This is a genomic window from Pelagibius sp. CAU 1746 (genome assembly GCF_039839785.1).
GTDB lineage: Bacteria > Pseudomonadota > Alphaproteobacteria > Kiloniellales > Kiloniellaceae > Pelagibius.
The window spans coordinates 2,031,182-2,050,105 of sequence record NZ_JBDOQT010000001.1 but is presented as its reverse complement, the minus strand read 5'-3'; the positions used below and the strand labels follow the sequence as shown (position 1 = coordinate 2,050,105).

The window sequence follows — 18,924 nt, the reverse complement described above, 5'->3', positions numbered from 1 at the left end:
GGCAGCGCGAGCCTCGCCCGCGTCCTTCTGTCTTTAGGAGAATACCCATGAGTGTCCGGCCAAACTCGGCGGCCAGCCGTGACATCGCCTATCACCTGCACCCCTACACCAACGCCCGCAAGAACGAGAACGAAGGCTCGCTGATCCTCGACCGCGGCGACGGGGTCTACGTGATCGACGAGGACGGCAACCGCTATCTGGAGGCCATGGCCGGGCTGTGGTGCGCGGGCCTGGGCTTCAGCGAGAAGCGCCTGGTCGAGGCGGCGACGAAACAGATGTCGAAGCTGCCCTACTACCACTCCTTCGCCCAGAAGACCGCGACTCCGGTGGTCGACCTGGCGGAAAAGGTGGTGCAGATGACCCCGCCGCAGCTCACCAAGGTGTTCTTCGCCAGCTCCGGCTCGGAGGCCAACGACACCGCCATCAAGATGGTCTGGTACTACAACAACGCGCTGGGCCGGCCGGAGAAGAAGAAGGTCATCAGCCGCGTGAAGGGCTATCACGGCGTCACCATCGCCGCCGCCAGCCTGACGGCCATGCCCTACGTGCAGACCGACTTCGACGTGCCGATCCCCAACATCATTCACACCGGCTGCCCGCACCACTACCGCTTCGCCGAGGAAGGCGAGAGCGAGGACGCCTTCACCGACCGCTTGGCGCAGGAACTGGAAGACCTGATCCTCAAGGAAGGCCCGGAGACCGTCGCCGCCTTCATCGGCGAGCCGCTGCAGGGCGCCGGCGGCGTCATCGTGCCTCCGGAAGGCTACTGGGCGAAGGTCCAGGCGGTGCTGAAGAAGTACGACGTGCTGCTGATCGCCGACGAGGTCATCACCGGCTTCGGGCGCAGCGGCAGCCTCTTCGGCTGCGAGACCTTCGGCATCCGGCCCGACATGATGACCATGGCCAAGCAGCTCAGTTCCGCTTACATGCCGATCTCCGCCGTGCTGGTGTCGGACGCCATCTACCAGGCCATCGCCGACAACTCGGCCAAGCTGGGCTCCTTCGGCCACGGCTATACCTACAGCGCCCACCCGGTCTCCGCCGCCGTGGCGCTTGAGACGCTAAAGATCTACGAGGAGCGCGACATCGTCGGCCATGTCCGCGCGGTCGCCCCGCGGCTGCAGGAGGGCCTGCGCCGCTTCGCCGACCACCCGCTGGTGGGCGAGGTGCGCGGCATCGGCCTCATCGCCGCGGTGGAACTGGTGGCCGACAAGGCGACCAAGGCCCCCTTCGACCCCCTCGGCAAGGTCGGCGCCTTTTTCGCCGGCCGGGCCCAGGCCCACGGCGTGATCTTCCGCAACCTGGGGGACAGCATCGCCTGCTGCCCGCCGATGGTCATCACCGAGGCGGAGATCGACGAGGTGCTGGACGGTTTCGGCAAGGCTTTGGAGGAGACCGCGGCCTGGGCGGCCGAGCAGGGGCTCGGGCAGGTCGCCTGAAGAAGAGGCGGTCGGACCGCGCCGGCGGATAGCCCGCAACTATTTGAAATCTATGGATTTCAAAGATCCGGTGGGCCGAACGTGTCGATTTGACGCGGCCAAAGCGGCACCTTATTGATTTTAGTCAGGTTTAATCCCTGCCGCTTCTGATATCCTGCGGCTTTCCTGGCTTGCTGAGAGGGTAGGCAATCAGGGCCGGAGCGACCGGCGGTTAAAGGAAAATCCCGACACTTCAATACGTTAAGAGCATGGACTTCGAGCACTTCTTTGCACAGGAGATGGCTGGCCTCAAAGCCGAGGGCCGCTATCGAGTCTTCGCCGAGCTTGAGCGCCAAGCCGGCGATTTCCCGCACGCCCGGTGTTACAACGCCCAGAATACCGACGCCGTCACCGTCTGGTGCTCAAACGACTACCTGGGCATGGGCCAGCACCCGGAGGTTCTGGCCGCCATGCACCAGGCCATCGACAAGTGCGGCGCCGGCGCGGGCGGCACCCGCAATATCTCCGGCACCAACCACTATCATGTGCTGCTGGAACGCGAACTGGCGGCCCTGCACGGCAAGGAAGCCGCCCTGCTCTTCACCTCCGGCTACGTCTCCAACTGGGCGGCGCTGGGCACCCTGGCCGCGCGCCTGCCCAACTGCCACGTCTTCTCCGACGCGCTGAACCACGCCTCGATGATCGAGGGCATCCGCTATTCCAAGGCCCGCAAGACTATCTTCCGGCACAACGACCCGGCCGACCTGGATCGCCTGCTGAGCGAGGCCGACCCCGGCGCGGCCAAGCTGGTGGCCTTCGAATCGGTCTATTCCATGGACGGCGATATCTCCCCCATCGCCGAGATCTGCGACGTGGCGGAAAAACACGGCGCGATGACCTACCTGGACGAGGTTCACGCCGTCGGCCTCTATGGACCGCGCGGCGGCGGCATCGCCGAGCGCGAGGGCCTGACGGACCGCCTTACGGTGATCGAGGGCACCCTCGGCAAGGCCTTCGGCGTGATGGGCGGCTACATCGCCGCCTCCGCCGCGCTCTGCGACTTCGTGCGCTCCTTTGCCTCCGGCTTCATCTTCACCACGTCGCTGCCGCCGGCGGTGGCCGCGGGGGCGCTGGCCAGCGTCTCCCATCTGCGCCGCAGCCAGACCGAGCGCGACACCCACCAGGAGCGCGCGGCGACGCTGAAACGCCGCCTGACCGAGGCCGGACTGCCGGTCATGCCCTCCGAGAGCCATATCGTACCGGTTCTGGTCGGCGATCCGGTGGCCTGCCGCGCGGTCACCGACCGTCTGATGGAGCAGTACGCCATCTACGTGCAGCCGATCAATTATCCGACGGTACCGCGCGGCACCGAGCGCCTGCGCCTGACGCCGACGCCGCTGCACAGCGATGCCGAGATGGACCGCCTGGTGGCGGCTCTCTGCGAGATCTGGCAGGCCATGGACCTGCGCCGCGCCGCCTGAACGGCCGCTCCGGCCCCGTTATCAACCAACAATTGTTACAGCCGCCACGCCGGCAGGGCATTGCTCCCGCGGGCGCGGCGGGCAATGCTATGCGCCTGGAGGTACCGAAACCGAGCGCCACGGGCCAAGCCGGGACGCTCGAGCTGGGGGAAGGCAGCGCATGATCAACGGCAAATTCGAAGCCGCCGGGCGTTTTTCGGCGATGGCTGTGGCACTGGCACTGTTGGGTGCCGCCGCGCCGGAGGGCGCCCGCGCGCAGGAACCGGCGGCGGTGGAGACCAAGGCCGGAACCGAAGCCGGCGCGGCAACGGAGCCTGCCGGCGACGCAGCCGCCGAGCCGGGCGGCGCCGCGCCCGCAGCCGCGCCGGCTGAAGAGCCGGCCCCGCCGACGCCGATCGCCAAGCCCGATCCGGCGGCCCCCGCGACACCGACCCCCGATCCGGATAAGGCCGATCCGGCCAAGACCGATCCGGCCAAGACCGGCCCGGCCCCCTCCGAGGTGGCGCAAGGCCCACTGACGGTGGTGTCCTGGGGCGGCGTGTACTCGAAGAGCCAACAGGAAGCCATCTTCCATCCCTTCACCCGCGCCACCGGGATCGAGATCAAGGACAAGGTCTACGCCGGCACCCTGGACCAGATCCGCAGCCAGCAGGCCGAGGGCGCGATGACCTGGGACGTGGTCGACGTGGACCCGGCCGATGCCGAGGCCGGCTGCGAGGAGGGCCTCTTCGAGAAGCTGAGCTTCGTGCTTCCGGCCGCGCCCGACGGCACCCCGGCCCTCGACGACTTCCTGCCGGGCACGATCCATCCCTGCGCCATAGGTTCGGTCGCCTGGTCCATGGTGCTCGCCCGGGCCGGCAGCGAGGATGCGGCGCCGGCCGATGACCTGCGCCCCGACAGCCTGGCGGATTTCTTCGACCTGCAGACCTTCCCGGGCGGGCGCGGGCTGCGCCGCACGCCCATGGCGAACCTGGAGTGGGCGCTGCTGGCCGACGGGATTGCGCCGGAGGAGGTCTATTCTCTGCTGCGCACCGACGCCGGCGTCAAACGCGCCCTGGCCAAGCTCGACACCATCAGGGAGGCGATCGTCTGGTGGGAGGACGCCGGCGAGCCGGCCGCGCTGCTGACCAGCGGGCAGGTGGTCATGTCCTCCGCCTACAACGCACCGGCCTTCAACGATATCGCCGTGCGACAGCGCCCGGTCGAGCTGATCTGGGACCGCCAGCTCTGGGACATCGATCTCTGGGCTGTGCCGGCAGGCGCCCCGCACCGGGAGGCGGCGCTGGAGTTCGTGCGCTTCGCCACCGGCACGGAGCCGCTGGCACGACAGACCCGATGGCTGCCCTACGGGCCGGTGCGGCGCTCGGCGGCGCCCCTGGCCGGCGATTTCGTCCATACGGACATCGATATCGCCCCCTACCTGCCGACGACGCCGGAGAACCTGGAGACCGCCCTGCGCAACGACGCTGTCTTCTGGCGCGAAGAGGGCCCGGCCCTGGTCGACCGCTTCAACGACTGGCTATCTCGGTGAAATATCGGCCCAGCGAGCCAAATCCCGATAAATTAACGCCTAATAAGCCTGATTTCGTTCACAGAAGGGGTTGGGGTTTTTTGACGGTTTCATCCCTCGAACTGATCGGTTAGGCTTCGCCCGATAATACAAAAGAGCCGTAGGCTACAAGCTCCTAGAACGAGCATTGTGGTAATACTAACGGTAACTTCGGGGGCGCAGGGAGAAACCGCGGGTGAACAGCGGACAAGAGGATTTTATTGTCGAATTCGTCGGCGTGCAGAAGAGCTACGACGGCGAAACCCTGGTCGTCAAAGACCTCAACCTCAACGTAAAGCGGGGTGAGTTTCTCACCATGCTCGGGCCTTCGGGCTCCGGCAAGACGACCGTCCTGATGATGCTGGCCGGCTTCGAGGTGGCCACGCACGGCGACATTCTGCTCAACGGACGGCCGATCAACAATGTGCCGCCGCACAAGCGCGGCATCGGCATGGTGTTCCAGAACTACGCGCTGTTCCCGCACATGACGATCGCGGAGAACCTGGCCTTCCCGCTTCAGGTCCGCCGCATGGGCAAGGCCGAAGCCGAGGAGAAGGTGAACCGCGCGTTGTCCATGGTGCGCCTCGACGGGTTCGAGCACCGCCGGCCGGCGCAGCTTTCCGGCGGCCAGCAGCAGCGCGTCGCCGTGGCCCGCGCGCTGGTCTTCGAACCCGAACTCGTGCTGATGGACGAGCCGCTGGGCGCGCTGGACAAGAACCTGCGCGAAGAGATGCAGTTCGAGATCAAGCATATCCATGAGAGCCTCGGGGTTTCGGTCGTCTACGTGACGCACGACCAGTCCGAGGCCCTGACCATGTCGAACCGCATCGCCGTCTTCGACGACGGAATCATTCAGCAGCTGGCACCGCCGCCGGAACTCTACGAAGAACCGCAGAACGCCTTCGTCGCGGCCTTCATCGGCGAGAACAACCGCCTGACAGGCCGCGTCACCGGCACGAACGGGCAGAGCTGCACCGTGGAACTGGACAGCGGCGGCACCGTCCAAGCCTTGGCGGTCAACATCGCCGGCCAAGGTGAAAAGACGACGCTGTCCCTGCGGCCCGAGCGGGTCTTGATCAACCCGCCGCAGGATCAATATCCCAACACCTTCGAGGCCAAGGTCGAGGAACTGATCTATCTCGGCGACCACATCCGCACGCGGATCAATTTCGCCGGCAACGACCAGTTCGTCGTCAAGGTCCCCAACGCACAAGGACACGCCATCATCAATGAAGGCGGTTCGGTACGCGTGGGCTGGGCCATGGAGGATTGCAGGGCCTTGGACGCCTCCTGAGGCGGACCGGAGCCCTGATGGAGTCTCGCGCCGACGACCGGCGATTCCTGCCCGCGTTGACACGCAGACTCATACCTTTGCGAGAGAGCCGGCCTGTCCGGCGAAGAAAAACAGGGAGAATTTTTCTATGAAGAAAGCCTTGCGATACACAACCGTCTGCCTCGCCGGCGCCGCGACCATGGCCTTCGCGGCTTCGGTGCAGGCCGAGGAACTGAATGTGGTTTCCTGGGGCGGCGCCTACACCGCCAGCCAGCTTAAGGCCTATCACCAGCCTTACATGAAGGCCAATCCGGGCGTCACCCTCAACTCCGTCGACTACAGCGGCGGCCTCGCCGAGGTCCGCGCCCAGTCGGAAGCCGGCAACGTCACCTGGGATCTGGTCGACGTGGTCGTCTCCGACGCCATCCGCGGCTGCGACGAGGGCCTGTTCATGGAGATCGACCATGACGAGATGCTCGCCGCGGCGCCCGACGGCACTCCGGCGACCAAGGACTTCCTGGAAGGCACGCTGTCGGACTGCTTCATCCCGCAGATCATCTATTCGACGGCTTTCGCCTATCGCACCGATGCCTTCAAGGGCGAGCAGCCGAAGACCATGGCCGACGTGTTCAACCTCGAGAAATTCCCGGGCAAGCGCACCCTGCAGCGTGCGCCGATCAACAACCTGGAATGGGCGCTGATCGCCGACGGCGTGTCGCCCTCCGAGGTCTATGACGTGCTCGACACGCCGGAAGGCGTGGACCGTGCCTTCGCCAAGCTCGGCACGATCAAGGACGAGGTGATCTGGTGGACCGAAGGCGCCGTGCCGGCCCAGTTGCTGGCCGACGGCGAAGTGGTCTTCGGCACCGGCTACAACGGCCGCCTGTTCTCGGCCATCGAGGAAGAAAAGCAGCCGCTGGCCATCATCTGGGACGGCCAGGTGCTCGACATCGACGGCTGGGCGATTCCCTCCGGCGGCAAGAACAAGGACGACGTGCTGAAGTTCGTGAAGTTCGCGACGGACACCCAGCGCCTCGCCGACCAGGCCAAGTACATCTCCTACGGCCCGGCGCGCACGTCCTCGCTGCCGCTGGTCGGCAAGCACGCCGAACTCGGCATCGACATGGGTCCGCACATGCCGACCAAGTATGCCGATCAGGGTTTCCTGACCAACTTCCAGTGGTGGGCCGACAACCGCGACGAACTGAACGAGCGGTTCGAAGCCTGGCTGCAGCAGTAGAAGCCAGCGAAGGGGACGGGGCCTTCCCGTCCCCTTCGTTCTTTCTGTACCGGCCGAAAAACAAGCATCACCAAGAAAGAGCGGACGGACCATGGTTCAGGCGGTAGCGGATCAAGGCGATGTCATGCGGACAGCGGACGGAATGCCGCTGAAAGTCTCCATCGCACGCGCCATGCGGCGCAACAAACTGATGGCCCTGGCCCTCATCGCCCCCTTATTCTTCTTCATTCTCTTCAGCTTCCTCATTCCGATCTTCGACATGTCGCTGCGCAGCATCGACAATTCGGTGATCCCCGATGTGCTGCCCAAGACCGTGGCCGCGCTGGCCGAGTGGGACGGCGAAGACCTGCCGCCGGAAGACGCCTTCGCGGCGCTGGCCGCCGATATGAAGGCAGGCCGCGAGAGCCGCGACATCGGCAAGGTCGCCACGCGCCTGAACTACGAGCTGAGCGGCATGCGCGGCACCGTCATGGGCTCCGCCCGCAAGATCGCCAAGGTCGAGGAGGGCCCCTACAAGGAGGCCATGATCAAGGCCGACAAGGATTGGTCCGACCCCGCCGTCTGGCAATTGCTGAAGCGCCTTAGCTCGCCCTACACCATGGGCTACTACCTCAACGCCATCGACATGCGATTCAGCCCGGACGGCGCGATCGAGGCGCAGCCGGATTTCCGGCAGATCTACATCGACCTCTTCCTGCGCACCTTCTGGATGAGCATTCTCATCACCGGCCTGACCATCCTGCTGGGCTATCCCATCGCCCACCTGATGGCGACCATGCCGCTGCGCTACAGCAACCTGTTGATGATCCTGGTGCTGCTGCCCTTCTGGACCTCGCTGTTGGTGCGCACCACGGCCTGGATCGTGATGCTGCAGTCCGAAGGGGTGCTGAACGACATATTGGTGGCGCTGGGCCTCTTCTCGGACGACGCCAGACCGCAGCTTGTCTACAACAAGATCGGCACCATCGTCGCCATGACGCACATCCTGCTGCCCTTCATGGTGCTGCCGCTCTACAGCGTGATGAAGACCATCCCGCCGAGCTATATGCGCGCGGCGCGCTCCCTGGGCGCCAATCAAGCGACCGCCTTCATAAGGGTCTACGTGCCGCAGACGCTCTCCGGTATCGGCGCCGGCAGCATCCTGGTCTTCATTCTGGCCATCGGCTACTACATCACGCCGGCCCTGGTCGGCGGCACCTCGGGCACTTTGATCAGCAACCAGATCGCCTACCACATGCAGCAGTCTCTGAACTGGGGACTCGCCGCGGCTCTGGGCGTCATTCTGCTGGCCACGGTGATCGCGCTGTATTTCCTCTACAACCGTGTTGTCGGCATCGACAAGATGAAGCTGGGGTAACAGACCATGGCACTTCCTTCCTACGCCGGCCCCGGAGAGATCGCCTGGTACTACGGCTACCGCTTCGTCTGCGGGCTGATCTTCCTCTTTCTGATCGTGCCGATTCTGGTGATCATTCCACTGTCCTTCAACTCGGTGCCTTTCTTCACCTTCACGCCGGAGATGCTGAGCTTCGATCCGGCGGGCTATTCGCTGCGCTGGTACAAAGACTTCCTGAACAATCCCCAGTGGATCCACTCGCTGCAGAACAGCTTCATCATCGCCATCGCCTCGACCATCCTCTCGACGGTGCTGGGCACGCTGGCCGCGCTCGGCCTCAGCCGCCCCTACACCCCCTACAAGGCGGTCATCATGGGGGCGCTGATCTCGCCGATGATCGTGCCGCTGATCATCTCGGCAACCGGCATGTTCTTCTTCTACACCAACGTCGGACTGGCCCAGACGCACCTGGGAATCATTCTGGCGCACACCGCGCTGGGCACGCCCTTCGTGGTGATCACCGTCACCGCCACCCTGGTCGGCTTCGACCAGAGCCTGATCCGCGCAGCACAGAACCTGGGCGCCTCGCCGCCGACGGTGTTCTTCAAGGTCATCATGCCGCTGATCCTGCCGGGCGTGATCTCCGGCGGCCTCTTCGCCTTCATCACCTCCTTCGACGAGGTGGTGGTGGTGCTCTTCCTGGCCGACTTCGATCAGCGCACCATCCCCTTGCAGATGTTCTCCGGCCTGCGCGAGCAGATCAGCCCGACCATCCTAGCGGTCGCCACCATCCTGGTGACGATCTCCATCCTGCTGCTCACCTCGGTCGAACTGCTGCGCCGCCGCTCCGAGCGTCTGCGCGGCATGACCCCGCAATAATCCCAAGGGCCGCAGCGGCCGGGAAAATCGCGCGCCTGCAACCATCCTAATCCGCCCGGGCCTTCCCCAGGGAAGCGCCCGGGCAGCTCATTTCCGCGCCCGGCGACGAAGACCGGGCTCCCGAAGCAAGCTCACCTATTTGCGATTGCTTCTTATTTGCATTTATATGGACATTTAACCCGCCCTCGCCTATAGTCCGCAGCCTGGAAGCGGCGCGGCAATCGCGCCACATTCAAGATCCCGCAGGCACCAACCGGAATCGCCCGCCATGTACCGCGACAACACCCTGATCCCCAGCGAGGCCGTGCGGCTGCTGGCCCTGGGTATCCTAGCCAGCAAGCCGAAGAGCTATGCCGAGCTGGCGCGCGAGGTGCGGCATTTCACCGGCCGCATCGTCGGCCCTTCGCTGGACCTGGTCGGCGCCCCGCTGGAGGTACTGAAGGTCGAGGGGCTGGTGCAGAACCAAGGCGGCGCGCCCGACCTGCCGGACGACGATCCTGAGGCCGAGAACCAGTTGCTGACGGTCACCGAACAGGGCCGCGCCGAGCTGCTGCGGCTGCTCTCGGCCAACGTGCGTCCGCAGATCAGCGACCTCAACAAGCTGATCGTCGCCCTGAAGATGCGCTTCCTTCACCTCATGGACCCCGCCGACCAACGCGTCCAGGCGGAGCTGCTGCACGACATCTGCGAGCGTGAGCTGGCCCGCTTGATCGACCTGCGCCAACATCACGACGTCGAAGCCGGCCATCTGCACGACTGGCTGGATCTGGAAATCGCCCAGTCCCAGGCACGCCTCGACTGGACCGTCCGGCTGCGCGACCGCCTGGCCTGAGGTGCCGGCTCCCGCCATACAAAGGCTGTCGCCCCGGGACTTGGTCCCGGAACCCAATGCCGTCGGCAAGCAGCACTCACCGAGCGTGAAGCCCTCGCAGCCCGATCAGGCGGCAACGATCATGGGTCCCGGCAACGAGTGCCGGGATGACACGAGAGCAAAACCCAATTAATAGAGGTGCTGGCCGCCGGTGACGAAGATCTCGGTCCCGGTCACGTAGCCGAAGTCCGGCGTGCAGAGCCGGAACACCGTCGCCGCCACTTCCTCCGGCCGGCCCATGCGGTGCAGAGGAATGCGCGGGATCAACGCCTCGTATTCCTCCCCGATCATCGCCGTCTCGATTTCACCGGGCGCCACGGCGTTGACACGCACGTTCAGCTCGGCGAACTCCACCGCCATCTCACGGGTCAGCGCCGAGAGCGCCGCCTTGGAGGTCGAATAAGCCGAACCGGCGAAGGGGTGCACGCCGTGCCCGGCGATGGAGGTGATGTTGACGATCGCGCCCTGGCCCTTGCGCAGCGGCGCCGCGAAGCCGCGGCCGAGTGCCAGGGGCGCGAAGAAGTTCAACTCGAAGACTTCGCGCCAAAGGTCGAGGTTGCCGTTGAGGCAGCCGAGGCGCTCCTTGAAGGCCGTCTTGGGCGAGACCGCGGCGTTGTTGACCAGGGCATGGACCGGGCCGTCGCCGATGATCGACTTGGCCTCGGCGACGAAGTCCGCGACCGCCTTCTTGTCGGCCAGGTCGGCGGTGATGTGGTGGGTCCAGTTGGGGTCGCGCAGGCAGTGCTCCGGCACCTCCTCACGCGAGCAGGTGATGATCTCCCAGCCCTCGTCGCTGAAGCGCTTCACCGTGGCATGGCCGATCCCGCGGCTGGCGCCGGTCAGGATCACCCTCTGGCGTTGTTCCGTCATGGCGCGATCTTACTCTGGAAGCCGCGCGGCGCCACTGATGATTTCCCGGCCTTGGGCGTTTCGCCGCTTTGGGCGCTCAGCGGACCGAGACCACGCGGAAGGTCCGCAGCTCCCCGTCCTGTTCGCGGATTGAGACGTACTCGCCTTTATTGAAGATGTGGGACTCGAACTTAAAGCCGACCTCGTCGTCGTCGGGATCGCCTTCGATATCGTAGTGAAAGGCCCACTTGCCGCCGCGGGTATGGCGCAGGTGGCCGGTCTGGTCGTCTTCGCCCTGCCAGAAGCGCGTGACGGTGCAGTCCTTGCGCGCCTGACGCCAGCCTTCCGCATCGATGTGGCCCTCCGGCGTCAAGGGCGCCTTGAGAATATAGCCCCTGTCCGGACTACCGTTCGGGAAATCCTGGTCCCGGGCGAGTTCCAAACGGATCGTTTTCAAAGACATCCAACCTCCTGAGACAACCCTCTCCTCCGGGCCGCCTGCCGCGCCATCGACACAAAGCCGGGCCCGGCAACGCGGGCCCGGCCGCTAGCTTCGCCTATTCCCGCGCGCAGCGCAAACCTGCGGCCGGCGCGGCCGCGCGGATCGCTAAGGCTCAATGTTTCATCAGAACCGCGATCTTGGCATTCTCCAAGACGCCTTCGGTCGCACCGCCCAGAATGCGCTCGCGCAGACGGCTGTGGCCGTAAGCTCCCATCACCAGGCAATCGGCCCCGGCATGGTTGGCCTGATCGAGCAGTCCTTCGGCAATGGATTCCGACCCCGGCGTGTAGGCCCAGGTCTTGCCTTTGACCCCGTGCCCGGCCAGGAAGCGCGCTAGGGAACTCGGCTCCATCACCTCTTCATCCTCGCGCGCGGTGATGATCACCACCTCCGCGGCCTGCTTCAGCAGCGGCAGGGCGGCGGTGGTGGCCACGGCGCCCTCGCGCGAACCGTCCCAGGCGATGGCGACCTTGCTGCCGAAACCCGCCTTGAGGTCCGCCGGTGCCACCAGGACCGGCCGGCCGCTGCCGAAGATCGCGGCGTCCATGGAAGCCGTCTCGTCGCCCTCGGTGAGCGCCGGATGCGGCATCACGATCAGATCCGCCAAGCGGCCCCGACGCTCGATCTCCTCGGGCTGGCGCCCGGTCACCTGCTCCAGGCAGACCGCGAACTGCCCCGCCTCGGTCAATTCCTCGGGCTGGATCTCCGGCAGGCCCGCACCGCTGCACAAGCGCTTGTAGCTGGCCTCCACCGCTTCGCGACGCTTGGCATTGCTGGCCTCGACGGACGCCATGATCTGCTCCATCGCCGTGCCGGACATGCCCTCGCCCACGTAGGGCATCAGGTCGCGGGGATCGTTGGCCACGTGAAGAAGATCGACCCGCGCGCCGAAACGCTGGCCAAGGTCGATGGCGGCGGCCATGGCCGCGTCGCTGCCTGCGGCTCCGTCGGTGACGGCGAGAATGGTGCCCCAATCCATGGCTGGCTCCTTAATCTGAGGAAAAGAAATTCAAAATGATTCCCTGCCGGGCCCCGGCGATCCAAGCTTCGCCCGCCTGCCCGCCCGATGGAAGGATGAATAGTCCGGCGCGGCATTGACCTGCGTCAAGCCCCCCGCAAAGCAGGGCAGCCCTGCACCGTTCAATGGCCCGGCTCGCCGGCCGGGGCGTCGACCTCCGGCTCGTAGGGATCCTGGTGAACGATGACCTCGGCGCCGGGAAAGGCGTCACGCAGTTCGTTCTCCACGTCGTCGGCAATGTCATGGGCATTCATCAAGCTGAGCCCGGCATCCAGCTCGATATGGCATTGGATGAAGATCTGCGGCCCCGAGGCGCGGGTGCGCAGGTCGTGGAAGCCCAGAACGCCGTCGTGATTGACGATCACGTCGCGGATACGGTTGCGGTCTTCCTCCGGAAGTTCGCGGTCCATCAGCATGTCGAGGGCGCCGGCGGCGATCTGCCAAGCGTTGTAGAGGATATAGAGTGCGATGGCGATGCCGAAGGCCGGGTCGATGAAGCGCCAGCCGAACTGTGCCGCCAGAACCAAAGCCACGATCACGGCGCCGTTGACCAGAATATCCCCGGTGTAGTGCAACTGATCGGCGCTGATGGCCAGCGAGCCGGTACGCCGGATGACGTAGCGCTGCAGGGTGACCAGTCCCAAGGTGGCGATGATGGAGAAGATCATCACCGCGATGCCGACCTCGCTGTTGGTCAGCGGCTGCGGGGTGAAGAAGCGCTGGCTCGCCTCGATCAGCAGGAAGACGGCCGAACCGGTGATGAAGATCGCCTGGCCCACCGCCGCCAGGGGTTCCGCCTTGCCGTGGCCGAAACGGTGCTCGCGGTCGGCGGGCACCAGGGCGTGGCGGACGGCGATGAGGTTCACCATCGAGGCGGCTGCGTCCAACAGCGAATCGATCAGCGTCGACAGGATGCTGATGGAATCGGTCAGCAGGAAAGCGACCAGCTTCACCACGATCAGCACGCAGGCCGTCGCCACCGACGCGGTGGTGGCCAGGCGCAGCAGCCGGGACGCCTCCTCTCCCGTTGCCCGTGGCGCGGCCTGCTCCGACCCGCTCATGGCCCGACCCTCATAGCCCGTCTCTCATGGATACAGCCGCTCCGTCTGCCAGTCGTCCCCGGCGTCCTGGCGCGTATAGACCAGACGGTCGTGCAGCCGGAAGGCACCGTCCTGCCAGAACTCGATCAGCCGCGGCACCAGACGAAATCCGGACCAATGAGGCGGGCGCGGCACCTGAGCGACCGCATATTTGGCGGCATAGAGCGCAACCCTCTTCTCCAGCTCGAAGCGTCCTTCCAGGGGCCGCGACTGCTGGCTGGCCCAGGCCCCGATCTGGCTCTGTTTATGGCGGCTGGCGAAATAGGCGTCGGCCTCGGCGTCGCTCACCTGCGCCACGGCGCCCTCGATGCGCACCTGGCGGCGCAAGCTCTTCCAGTGGAACAGCAGCGCGGCCTTCGGCGTCGCCAGCAACTGACGGCCCTTGCGGCTCTCGTAATTGGTATAGAAGACGAAGCCGCTCTCGTCGTAGCCTTTCAGCAGAACCATGCGGCAGGACGGCATGCCGTCGCCGCCCACGGTGGACAGGGCCATGGCGTTGGGATCGTTGGGCTCCGATTCCTCGGCCTCGGCCAGCCAGGCCGCGAAGACCTCAAGGGGGTCGGCCGACCGGTCCGATCTGATCTCCATAAAAAGGGATTTCCCTAGCGTTCGGGTTGATATCTGAGTCCATGCCACCATATAGCGGCCCCAGGGCCTAGAAAAAGCGAGAAAACCCCTTAATCGGCGGGATTCTCCGCAGCTCGTCCGGCGGCGGGGATGGTTTTGCCGAGTCCCCCGTAAGACACAGGTAAATCCGGCGATTGCCATGAGATCGCCCTAATTTTGAGCCAAGTCATTCCCCAGGGCCATCCAGCGGGGCTATGAAGCCCAAAGATCCCGCAGGCCAACAGTTTATCAGGGCCGCCCCCTTGGGGCCCCGCATGTGGAGAGAGGGACGTTCTATGAAACTTCGAGTCGTCATCGCCGCCGGCGCCATCGCGCTGACCGCCGCCGCCTGTGAAAACAGCAGCCTGGGCGGCACCAAGCAGACCATCGGCACTCTGGGCGGCGCCGCCGCGGGCGGCCTCTTCGGCGCCCAGTTCGGCAGCGGCTCCGGCCAGCTTGCCGCCACCGCCGCCGGCGCCCTGCTGGGCGCTTTCATCGGCAGCGAGATCGGCCGCACCATGGACGAGGTCGATCGCCAGAAGGCGGAAGCCGCCTACACCCGGGCAACCACCGCGCCGGTGGGCGAGACCATCACCTGGAACAACCCCAACACCGGCAACAGCGGCACGATCACCCCGACCCGCGACGGCACCTCCTCGACCGGCGCCTACTGCCGCGAGTTCCAGCAAACCGTCATTATCGGCGGCAGGGAAGAAGCCGCCTACGGCGTGGCCTGCCGCCAGCCGGACGGTGCCTGGGAAATCCGCAACTAGCGGCGGCGAATCCACACCGCCGCAGCTCCCGGCGGGGCTCACAGAGCCCCTTGGGCGAGCGATTGGGAAGGGGTATTCTTCAACGGAATACCCCTTTTCCCGATTCCCCAACCTTAAACTTCCGGGGTCGCGACCGTAGAGCCTATGCAGGATCCCTATCAGCTGCTGAACGTCGACCGCAAGGCTTCGCAAGAGGACATCAAGCGCGCCTACCGCAAGCTGGCCAAGGAGCTGCACCCGGACATCAATCCGGGCAACGAGGCGGTCGAGCAGAAATTCAAGGAAATCTCCCAGGCCTACAGCATCCTGGGAGACGCGGAGAAGCGGCAGCGCTTCGACAAGGGCGAGATCGACGCCAGCGGACAGGAGACCCCCTTCAAGGGCGGCTTCTATCGCAACCACGCGGGCACCAAGCGTGGCGCCAAGTACAATCCCTTCGACTTCGGTGAGGACATCAGCGCCGACGACATCTTCGCCGATCTCTTCGGCGCCCGGAACCGCCGGGTCCGGCGCCCCGGCGCCAACGTCTCCTACACCGTGCCGATCACCTTCCTGGAGGCCGCCAAGGGCGCCAAGAAACGCATCAAGCTGGCCGACGGCAAGACGCTGGACGTGCGCATTCCGCCGGGCACGGAAGACCGCCAGACCCTGCGCCTGAAGGGCCAGGGCATGCCCGGAGTCGGCGGCGGGCCGGCCGGCGACGCCCTGGTCGAGGCGCACATCCAGCCGCATCCCTTCTTCGAGCGCAAAGGCAACAACGTGCACGTGGAACTGCCGGTGACGCTGCAGGAGGCGGTGCTGGGCGCCACCGTGACCGTCCCTACGGTGCACGGCAGCGTGTCGATGAAGATCCCTGCGGGCTCCAACAGCGGCTCGACGCTGCGCCTCAAGGGCAAGGGCATCAAGGCCCGCGACGGCGACGAGATCGGCGACCAGTACGTGAAACTGAAGGTGATGCTGCCCGAGCGCCCGGACCAGGAACTGCGCGACTTCATCGAAAACTGGAGCCGCTCGCACGACTACGACCCGCGCCGCAAGGCCGGCCTCACCTGAGCTTCATAAGCCCACCTAGAGCCCCACTCGGCCACGCTCGGGCAGGTTGTGGAGCAAAAGCTTGGAAGTGCTGTAGTGTGGTGCCGGCCACTCAAGGAGGGCGTGCCATGACCTACTTTCAGAACCTGGACCGGATCGCCAAGACGCTCGATATAGACCCTTCGACGAAAGACCATCCGATCAAGCGGATATTCGTCGTGGATGGCGAACATTTGACCGCGAACGTCGGGATTGTCAGGGACAGCGGCAACGCGCTTCACACGCAGAAGAACCATGATGAGGTGCTTGTCATCATCGATGGCGGCGTGAACTTTCGAGTGGGCGAGGAGATCGAGGAAGTGAAGCGCGGCGATCTGGTCTTCATCCCCCGCGGCACGCTCCACGGTCCGATTCTGGACGAGGGGCAGAGCTTTGCCGCCTTGTCGATTTTCGCGCCGAAATTCGATCGGTCACAGCCGAACATAGATTGGGACCGGGACCGCTGACCGGTCGGCGGCTCCGGGCAAACCGGGAACAACATTGGGAAGAGCCCCCGTAACAAGGGGGTGCGCCGGGCAGGCGACAGCGCAGGATCGGGAAGCGAGGGGGAGCGCATGCTGGTGAAATTCGACGAAGTGCTGGTCTCGGTCGATATCGGTGCCAGCGAACTGCACGCCTGGATCGAGCAGAACTGGGTGCTGCCGGTCGAGGAAGGCGGCGACTACTTCTTCGACGATACCGACGTCGCGCGCGTACGGCTGATCGCCGAACTGCGCAACGATCTGGGCGTCAACGAGGATGCCATCCCGGTGGTGCTGCGCCTGCTGGATCAGGTCTACAGCCTGCGCCGCGCCCTGGCGGATCTGAACGAGGCCATCCAGGAGCTCCCCGAATCGGCGCAAGAACAACTGCGGAGCTATCTCAGCGACAACGAGGACGACGGCGAGCGCACCGCCCACTGACGCGCGGCGGGGCCGGGGCTGTCCTCAAGGACTGAGCGCCGCCAGCTTGGCGCCGAAGCCGACGAAAATGACGCCGGTGACGGCTTTGAGCCAGCGTTGGAATCGGCCGCTGCGCGCGGCCCGCATCAGGCGCCCGAACAGCAGCACCATGGCCGAGAACCACAGAAGGTTCAGCAGGGCGTGGACGGTGACCAGCACGAAGGCGCTCCGGACCGCCCCCTCGCCCAGCGGCATGAATTGCGGAAAGGCCGCCAGGTAGAACATCGACACCTTCGGGTTCAGGGCATTGGTCAGGAACCCCTCGAGGCAGGCCTTGGCGAACTTGCGCCGGCGCTTCGCGGGGGCGACCTGGGCCACGCTTTCGACGCCCCGCCAGGCGTCCCGCAAGGCCTTGAGGCCGATCCAGCAGAGATAGGCCGCACCCAGGACCTTGACCACGAAGAAGGCCTCGGCCGAGCGCACCAGAAGGATGGAGATGCCGAAGATCGACAGGGCGCCGTGCAGGTAGAAGGCGCCGACGAATCCGGCAATGTTGGCGAAGCCCGCCGCGCGTCCCGACGTCGGCACCGTTTTGGCGATCAGGACGCCGTTGGGGCCGGGGGACATGACCAGCAGGCCGGCCACCGCCGCGAAGCCCAGAATATGCACAAGTTCCACTTCGGTCCCCTCTGTTCGGATTGATCCGGAAATCAGCGCTCGTCCTGCGGAGCCGGGTGCAGGCGCGCCACCCCGTCGGGCGGGTCGCTGGCCGTCGCCTTGTCGATCAGCGCCGCCAGACTCTTGCCCTTGACCGCGGCCCCCACCTGCCCCGCCTCGGTGACGATGGCCTCGACCCCTTCGGGCCAACCCTGCCCCGGGTCGAGAGTCAGGTCCAGCGCCGTCATGAGTTCGTCCAGATTGGCGGCGGTCAGGTCGCGGGCCAGGAAGAAGCGGCCGCTGCTGCGGCTGATGAAACCGCTCCGCTTCAAGGCTTGGAGCACCGCCGAGAGCTGGTCCAGGTCAGCCGGCAGGCCGCGCGTCAGGGCCGTCTCCTTCAGCACCGTGCCGCTGCGCGCGGCATTGCGCAGCCGGTAGAGCAGCGCCAGGGCCAGGGCCAGGCGGTGGCCGGCGCCCCTGCTGCCTTCATCCAGCCGGTCGACCAGCCGCCATTCCCGCGCCGCCGCCGCGATCTCCGCGCCGAACAGCACCACTGCCCAGGAAAGGTACATCCAGATCAGGAAGACCGGCACCGCGGCCAGCGCCCCGTAGATCGCCTCATAGGAGGGAAACTGCTTGAGATAAAAAGCGAATCCCCACTTAAGACCCTCGAAGAGGGCCGCCGCGACGACACCGCCGGCCAGCGCATGGGTGAAGGCGACACTGCGCGCCGGCACCACCATGTACAGCAGGGCGAAGCCCCCGGCGGTCAGGAGAAACGGCAGGAGCTGAGTCAGGCCGAAGGCGCGCTCGCCTTGCTCGAACACCGCCGTGGCGAAGCCGTAGCTGGACAGCGACATCGAGGTGCCGAGCAGGATCGGGCCGATGGTCAGCACCATCCAATAGGCCATGATGCGGATCATCAGCGGCCGCGGCTCGGTCACCCGCCAAATGGCGTTGAAGGCGCCGTTGACCGCCGAGAGCAGCAGGATGGCCGTGACCACCAGCGCCGCCATGCCGATTCCGGTCATGGAGCGGGCGTTCTCCACAAAGGTGGCGAGCTGGTCGCTGACCTCCACACCGGCGTTGGGAACCAGGTTCTCGTACAGGAAGAGCTGGGCATCCACCCGCAATTGTTCGAAGGCCGGAAAGGCTGAAAGCAGGCTGAAGCAGATGGCCAGGATGGGGACGATGGCCAGCAGCGAGGCATAGCTGAGTTGGGTGGCCCGGCGCAGGCACTGGTCGCCCAGAAAGCGGCGGCCGCAATAGCCCGCGAAACGGATCAAATTCCGCCAGAATCCTGATAAATCGGGCTTCTTCATGGCGTTTTCCCGGCTCCGGCCACACTCCCCCGAAAGATCGCCACTCTACAGCAAGAATCGGCGGAAATGTGGGATTA

At 65.6% G+C, this 18,924-nt stretch carries 19 protein-coding genes; 12 read left to right on the top strand and 7 right to left on the bottom strand.

Translation table 11 applies throughout. From position 1 onward, the window contains the following. Positions 1 to 47 precede the first annotated feature (47 nt). The 8 genes from AAFN88_RS09655 (at position 48) to AAFN88_RS09620 (ending at position 10,008) form a co-directional block, all read left to right on the top strand. Entirely contained in the window at positions 48 to 1,439 is a 1,392-nt protein-coding gene (locus AAFN88_RS09655; protein ID WP_347520082.1) for an aspartate aminotransferase family protein, read from the top strand. 248 nt (positions 1,440 to 1,687) lie between these two features. After that, positions 1,688 to 2,899: a 5-aminolevulinate synthase gene (gene hemA / locus AAFN88_RS09650; protein WP_347520081.1), complete on the top strand. Its 1,212-nt coding sequence runs from the start codon at positions 1,688 to 1,690 to the stop codon at positions 2,897 to 2,899. Between the two features lie 160 nt (positions 2,900 to 3,059). Then, positions 3,060 to 4,430 (top strand): extracellular solute-binding protein, encoded by a 1,371-nt coding sequence (locus AAFN88_RS09645; protein WP_347520080.1) that lies wholly within the window; start codon positions 3,060 to 3,062, stop codon positions 4,428 to 4,430. A gap of 214 nt (positions 4,431 to 4,644) precedes the next feature. Beyond that, a complete protein-coding gene (locus AAFN88_RS09640) occupies positions 4,645 to 5,742 on the top strand; it encodes an ABC transporter ATP-binding protein (protein WP_347520079.1) in 1,098 nt (365 codons plus the stop codon). A 127-nt stretch (positions 5,743 to 5,869) separates the two neighbouring features. Further along, the gene (locus AAFN88_RS09635) at positions 5,870 to 6,961 is read left to right on the top strand and encodes an ABC transporter substrate-binding protein (RefSeq protein WP_347520078.1); all 1,092 of its coding nucleotides are present in this window, start codon (positions 5,870 to 5,872) and stop codon (positions 6,959 to 6,961) included. Between the two features lie 124 nt (positions 6,962 to 7,085). After that, positions 7,086 to 8,318 carry an ABC transporter permease gene (locus tag AAFN88_RS09630; protein WP_347520077.1) on the top strand — a complete coding sequence of 411 codons (1,233 nt, stop codon included), beginning with the start codon at positions 7,086 to 7,088 and terminating at the stop codon, positions 8,316 to 8,318. 6 nt (positions 8,319 to 8,324) lie between these two features. Next, positions 8,325 to 9,176: an ABC transporter permease gene (locus tag AAFN88_RS09625; RefSeq protein ID WP_347520076.1), complete on the top strand. Its 852-nt coding sequence runs from the start codon at positions 8,325 to 8,327 to the stop codon at positions 9,174 to 9,176. Between the two features lie 268 nt (positions 9,177 to 9,444). Continuing rightward, the gene (locus AAFN88_RS09620) at positions 9,445 to 10,008 is read left to right on the top strand and encodes a hypothetical protein (protein ID WP_347520075.1); all 564 of its coding nucleotides are present in this window, start codon (positions 9,445 to 9,447) and stop codon (positions 10,006 to 10,008) included. 168 nt (positions 10,009 to 10,176) lie between these two features. Here the strand turns inward: AAFN88_RS09620 and AAFN88_RS09615 are convergent, their stop codons facing one another. The 5 genes from AAFN88_RS09615 to pdxH all read right to left on the bottom strand — a co-directional run bounded on the left by AAFN88_RS09615 (position 10,177) and on the right by pdxH (position 14,104). Continuing rightward, the gene (locus AAFN88_RS09615; RefSeq protein WP_347520074.1) at positions 10,177 to 10,917 is read right to left on the bottom strand and encodes an SDR family oxidoreductase; all 741 of its coding nucleotides are present in this window, start codon (positions 10,915 to 10,917) and stop codon (positions 10,177 to 10,179) included. 76 nt (positions 10,918 to 10,993) lie between these two features. Continuing rightward, on the bottom strand, positions 10,994 to 11,359 hold the full coding sequence (locus tag AAFN88_RS09610; protein ID WP_347520073.1) for a hypothetical protein: 366 nt from the start codon (positions 11,357 to 11,359) through the stop codon (positions 10,994 to 10,996). A 151-nt stretch (positions 11,360 to 11,510) separates the two neighbouring features. Then, a complete protein-coding gene (locus tag AAFN88_RS09605) occupies positions 11,511 to 12,377 on the bottom strand; it encodes a universal stress protein (RefSeq protein WP_347520072.1) in 867 nt (288 codons plus the stop codon). A 161-nt stretch (positions 12,378 to 12,538) separates the two neighbouring features. Beyond that, positions 12,539 to 13,477 (bottom strand): cation diffusion facilitator family transporter, encoded by a 939-nt coding sequence (locus tag AAFN88_RS09600; RefSeq protein ID WP_347520071.1) that lies wholly within the window; start codon positions 13,475 to 13,477, stop codon positions 12,539 to 12,541. 24 nt (positions 13,478 to 13,501) lie between these two features. Further along, positions 13,502 to 14,104: a pyridoxamine 5'-phosphate oxidase gene (gene pdxH, locus AAFN88_RS09595; protein ID WP_347520070.1), complete on the bottom strand. Its 603-nt coding sequence runs from the start codon at positions 14,102 to 14,104 to the stop codon at positions 13,502 to 13,504. 314 nt (positions 14,105 to 14,418) lie between these two features. Between pdxH and AAFN88_RS09590 the strand changes: the two genes are divergently transcribed. The 4 genes from AAFN88_RS09590 (at position 14,419) to AAFN88_RS09575 (ending at position 16,889) form a co-directional block, all read left to right on the top strand. After that, positions 14,419 to 14,895: an RT0821/Lpp0805 family surface protein gene (locus AAFN88_RS09590; RefSeq protein ID WP_347520069.1), complete on the top strand. Its 477-nt coding sequence runs from the start codon at positions 14,419 to 14,421 to the stop codon at positions 14,893 to 14,895. 144 nt (positions 14,896 to 15,039) lie between these two features. Then, positions 15,040 to 15,948: a J domain-containing protein gene (locus AAFN88_RS09585; RefSeq protein WP_347520068.1), complete on the top strand. Its 909-nt coding sequence runs from the start codon at positions 15,040 to 15,042 to the stop codon at positions 15,946 to 15,948. 107 nt (positions 15,949 to 16,055) lie between these two features. After that, complete coding sequence (locus AAFN88_RS09580; protein WP_347520067.1) at positions 16,056 to 16,433, top strand: cupin domain-containing protein; 378 nt, start codon at positions 16,056 to 16,058, stop codon at positions 16,431 to 16,433. Between the two features lie 108 nt (positions 16,434 to 16,541). After that, positions 16,542 to 16,889, top strand: coding sequence for a chaperone modulator CbpM (locus AAFN88_RS09575; RefSeq protein WP_347520066.1), 348 nt, complete (start codon positions 16,542 to 16,544; stop codon positions 16,887 to 16,889). Between the two features lie 24 nt (positions 16,890 to 16,913). Here the strand turns inward: AAFN88_RS09575 and AAFN88_RS09570 are convergent, their stop codons facing one another. Continuing rightward, positions 16,914 to 17,546: a LysE family translocator gene (locus tag AAFN88_RS09570; RefSeq protein ID WP_347520065.1), complete on the bottom strand. Its 633-nt coding sequence runs from the start codon at positions 17,544 to 17,546 to the stop codon at positions 16,914 to 16,916. Positions 17,547 to 17,578: 32 nt separating this feature from the next. After that, on the bottom strand, positions 17,579 to 18,811 hold the full coding sequence (locus tag AAFN88_RS09565; protein WP_347520064.1) for a YihY family inner membrane protein: 1,233 nt from the start codon (positions 18,809 to 18,811) through the stop codon (positions 17,579 to 17,581). Between the last annotated feature and the right edge of the window lie 113 nt (positions 18,812 to 18,924).